General features: G+C 60.3%; 6 protein-coding genes and 1 pseudogene. 2 read left to right on the top strand and 5 right to left on the bottom strand.

The window, feature by feature from the left end:
- The 5 genes and pseudogenes from ENZ74_RS25155 to infC form a co-directional block, all read right to left on the bottom strand.
- Window positions 1-209: pseudogene (locus ENZ74_RS25155) on the bottom strand (phenylalanine--tRNA ligase subunit alpha); the annotation flags it as partial.
- 153 nt (window positions 210-362) lie between these two features.
- The gene (gene rplT, locus ENZ74_RS25150) at window positions 363-764 is read right to left on the bottom strand and encodes a 50S ribosomal protein L20 (protein ID WP_013528310.1); all 402 of its coding nucleotides are present in this window, start codon (window positions 762-764) and stop codon (window positions 363-365) included.
- Window positions 765-857: 93 nt separating this feature from the next.
- On the bottom strand, window positions 858-1,061 hold the full coding sequence (gene rpmI / locus ENZ74_RS25145; protein WP_006201248.1) for a 50S ribosomal protein L35: 204 nt from the start codon (window positions 1,059-1,061) through the stop codon (window positions 858-860).
- A gap of 181 nt (window positions 1,062-1,242) precedes the next feature.
- Window positions 1,243-1,890 carry an isoprenylcysteine carboxylmethyltransferase family protein gene (locus ENZ74_RS25140; protein ID WP_063169789.1) on the bottom strand — a complete coding sequence of 216 codons (648 nt, stop codon included), beginning with the start codon at window positions 1,888-1,890 and terminating at the stop codon, window positions 1,243-1,245.
- A 163-nt stretch (window positions 1,891-2,053) separates the two neighbouring features.
- Window positions 2,054-2,590 (bottom strand): translation initiation factor IF-3, encoded by a 537-nt coding sequence (gene infC / locus ENZ74_RS25135; RefSeq protein WP_013528312.1) that lies wholly within the window; start codon window positions 2,588-2,590, stop codon window positions 2,054-2,056.
- A gap of 220 nt (window positions 2,591-2,810) precedes the next feature.
- Between infC and ENZ74_RS25130 the strand changes: the two genes are divergently transcribed.
- Together ENZ74_RS25130 and ENZ74_RS25125 are read left to right on the top strand one after the other, a co-directional pair.
- On the top strand, window positions 2,811-3,581 hold the full coding sequence (locus ENZ74_RS25130; protein WP_063169788.1) for an alpha/beta hydrolase: 771 nt from the start codon (window positions 2,811-2,813) through the stop codon (window positions 3,579-3,581).
- A partial coding sequence (locus ENZ74_RS25125; RefSeq protein ID WP_206522324.1) for a benzoate/H(+) symporter BenE family transporter occupies window positions 3,581-3,792 on the top strand: 212 nt, incomplete at its 3' end. The genes ENZ74_RS25130 and ENZ74_RS25125, both read left to right, overlap by 1 nt.

Genomic DNA, 3,792 nt, shown 5'->3' with positions numbered 1-3,792 from the left:
CGGTTCTTGAGGCCGTTGATGGCCGGGCCTTTGATCTGGCGCTCCTCGGCGGTCATGGCGCCAAGTGTCTTCAGCATCTCGGACACGCTGCCCTTCTTACCGAAAGCAGCGATGCGCACGGCCTCGATGGCCGGCTCATCGGCGGCCGAGGCGATCTCGGCCAGAAGTGAGTTTTCAAGCGTATCCAGGCCAGTGGTTGCGTCGTTCACGGTCAAACTCGCTGCGTTGGGAGGTCGGCCTCAAAGTGAAAGTCACTCCTAAAGTGAAATCACTCCAAGGATCAGGCAAAAGAAAAACCCGCGCCAGCCGTGCCAGCGCGGGTTCCCCAAATCAGAATTGCGAATGCTTGGGAAGCGCTGGTCTTAGGCGACAGCGCTTTCAAAAGCGTTCGGCGTGGTGTTCTTCAGATATTCGAGCGCCACCTTGGCCTTGGCGACCAGGGCCGCGAAAGCCTGCGGCTCGTGGATGGCCATGTCCGACAGGATCTTGCGATCGATCTCGATGCCCGACTTGTTGAGGCCGTCGATGAAGCGGCCATAGGTCAGGCCATGCTCGTGGGTCGCGGCGTTGATGCGCTGGATCCACAGCGCGCGGAAGGAGCGCTTGCGGTTCTTGCGGTCGCGGTAAGCGTATTGCAGCGACTTTTCCACCGCCTGCTTGGCGATGCGGATGGTGTTCTTGCGGCGGCCGTAGAAGCCTTTCGCGGCTTTCAGGACCTTCTTGTGCTTGGCGTGCGAAGTGACGCCTCTTTTTACGCGTGCCATGTCATGATCTCCTTAAAAGCAATTCCAGGAAAAGTGCCTTGCGGTTTTCCGTTCGGAATTGCGTAAAACAAATGCGTGTCCGGACCGAATGCCTTAGAGGCCGTTCGGCAGAAAATTCTTGATGACCTTCTTGCCATCCGGTTCAGCCAGAACCATCGTGCCGCGGGCATTTCGAATGAACTTGTTGGAACGCTTGATCATGCCGTGACGCTTGCCGGCCGCAGCCGACAGGACTTTACCCGTACCTGTGATCTTGAACCGCTTCTTGGCGGCCGATTTGGTCTTCATCTTGGGCATTTTGCTACTCCGTATTGTTGGCGCACTATCGCGCTTCTTGTTCGCTTCAGGCCGACCAAAGCCCGAAAAGCAAATGAAACCGCCACGGCATGCCCTGCCGGGCGGTTTTCTTGAACGGCGGTGCTATACGTCAAAGACGGCCCGCGCGCAACACCTGTGGAGATGCGGCGCTGTGTCCTCGTCAGGGCAGCGTGAACCAGACCGGCAACATGCCTGACAGCTGGGCGCCGTCGATCAATTCGAAGGCCGGCAGCGCGATCAGAAACACCAGGCCGTCGAGCAGCGTGGTCAACAGCAGGCGCGGCTTGAAGTTTCCGGTATCGCCCTCCTGGTAGAGCGACAGTTTCGGGAAGAAGCGCGGCACCCGCGCCAGATAGGCCTGATACGGCGCGCCGAGCGCTTCCTTGAGGAACTTCTCCTCGCGCAGGATGACGATATGGAACGCCCCCGCGCACAAAAGCCCGAAGAGGATGATACCGGAGAACGAACCGATCTGCGCGCCGACACCGGCTGCGGCTACGGTCGAGAACACATAGAGCGGGTTGCGGGTGATCGAGTAAGGCCCGCCAGTCACCACCTCGGACGATTTGCGCCCGCCTATGTAGAGTGTCGCCCAAAGGCGGCCCACGATGCCGAGGAAAATCAGCAGCACGCCGAACATTTCGATCGTCTCGTGCACGGCTGTGTCGGGCGGAAACGTCGATTGGCCAAATAGCAATGCTGCAAACAGCACGACCACGAGAACGGCAAGCACTATGCGGCGCATATGCTGGTAATTGCCCAGCCCGCGTTTGAAGTCCACGTCCGAAACCTTGACTTCATCGACCATAGTGAATCCGATCGTCAGGAATTTTGCCGGCGATCGCAGCGTCTGAACAAGAAGAAGGCGTCCCGCCGATCGCCGGGACGCCTTGCGATGTGATTCAGGCGGATTTAAGCGCGATGGCCAAGCCTGACGTCATCGTGATCCTAGATACGCGCCGATGCAGATCTTAGCGCGGCGACAGCACCATCATCATCTGGCGGCCTTCGAGCTTCGGTTCCGCTTCGACCTTGGCAATCGTCGCCACTTCCTCGCGGACCTTGTTCAGAAGCTGCATGCCGAGTTCCATATGCGCCATCTCGCGGCCACGGAAGCGCAGCGTCAGCTTGACCTTGTCGCCTTCCTCGAAGAAGCGGCGAACCGCCTTCATCTTGGTCTCGTAGTCATGGCTGTCGATGTTCGGGCGCATCTTGATCTCCTTGATCTCGATGACCTTCTGGTTCTTGCGCGCCTCGGCCGCCTTCTTCTGGTTGGCGTATTTCAACTTGCCGAGATCAAGGATCTTGACGACGGGGGGCACCGCGTTGGGCGATATCTCGACGAGATCGAGCCCGGCCTCTTCGGCCAGCAGCAATGCGTCGTTGATGGAAACATCGCCGCGGTTCTGGCCTTCGGCGTCGATAAGCTGGACCCGGGGAACCCGGATGTCACGGTTGGAGCGCGGGCCATCCTTGGTCGGCGCCGCTGCTTTGAAAGGTCTGCGAATGGTCGTGGTCTCCTTGGCCGTTTCGTTCAGGATTTGTCAGTGTTGATGCATGGACGCGCCAATGTGGTGAGCGCGCGGGCGGAGTCAATAGCACAGCATTGACAGAAAATCACCCTGATCGCTGTCCTGCACCAAACAAAGAACATAGTGAGCACTTTTCGCCACGCCACCGACCGTGCCACAAGAATCCCGCGCCAGAAGAGGGCCTGAGGAAAAAGCCATGACCGCAACGCCCCCCGTCTTTATGGATGTCGATGGATCGCGCATCGCGGTGCGCCATACTGCTGGCTCTGCGCCCGGCATCGTCTGGCTCGGCGGCTACAAGTCGGACATGCTGGGCGCGAAGGCGCAGACGCTGTCGGACTGGGCGGCAAAAGAAGGCCGCGCCTTTCTGCGCCACGATTATTCCGGCCATGGCGAATCCGGCGGCGCCTTTGCCGACGGCACGATTTCGACATGGCTTGCACAAAGCCTTGCCGTGTTCCGGCATTTCACCAAGGGCAAACAGATCCTGGTCGGCTCCTCGATGGGCGCCTGGATCGCGCTGCGCATGGTGCAGGAATTGCGCGAGGCTGATGACAGCAACGTCGCCGGCCTGGTGCTGCTGGCGCCGGCACCGGATTTTACCGCTGAACTGATCGAACCGGTGCTGACCAAGGCGCAGAAGCGCGATCTCGCCAAAAAAGGTTTCTTCGAAGAGCCGTCGGACTATTCCACGGAACCCTACATCTACACCCGCGCCCTGATCGAGGACGGGCGCGACAACCTGACAATGACAGGCCCGATCGACACCCATTGCCCGGTGCATATCCTGCAGGGCCTGGCCGATGCGGATGTGCCGGCAAGCCATGCACTGAAGCTGGTCAGCCTGCTGCCCGCCGACGACGTGACCCTGTCGCTGATCCCTGACGGCGACCATCGCCTGTCGCGACCGCAGGATCTCGACATGCTGGTGCGGGCCGTCGATGCGATGGCGCAGAGGGGAAACTGATGCGCCTTTCCATTCCGATATCCGCCTTCGTCGCGGCGATCGTCGGCTTCGGCGGCACGCTGGCCATCGTCATCGCCGCCGCCAACGCAGTCGGCGCGACGCAGATCGAGACGGCAAGCTGGGTGACGACGATCTGCCTGGCCATGGCGATCGAGAGCCTGTGGCTGTCATGGCGCACGAAAATGCCAGTCATCACCGCCTGGTCGACGCC

It is taken from the genome of Mesorhizobium sp. M7A.F.Ca.CA.002.15.2.1 (genome assembly GCF_003998715.1).
Taxonomy (GTDB): domain Bacteria; phylum Pseudomonadota; class Alphaproteobacteria; order Rhizobiales; family Rhizobiaceae; genus Mesorhizobium; species Mesorhizobium ciceri.
This window is presented reverse-complemented; position numbering and strand designations above follow the sequence as displayed.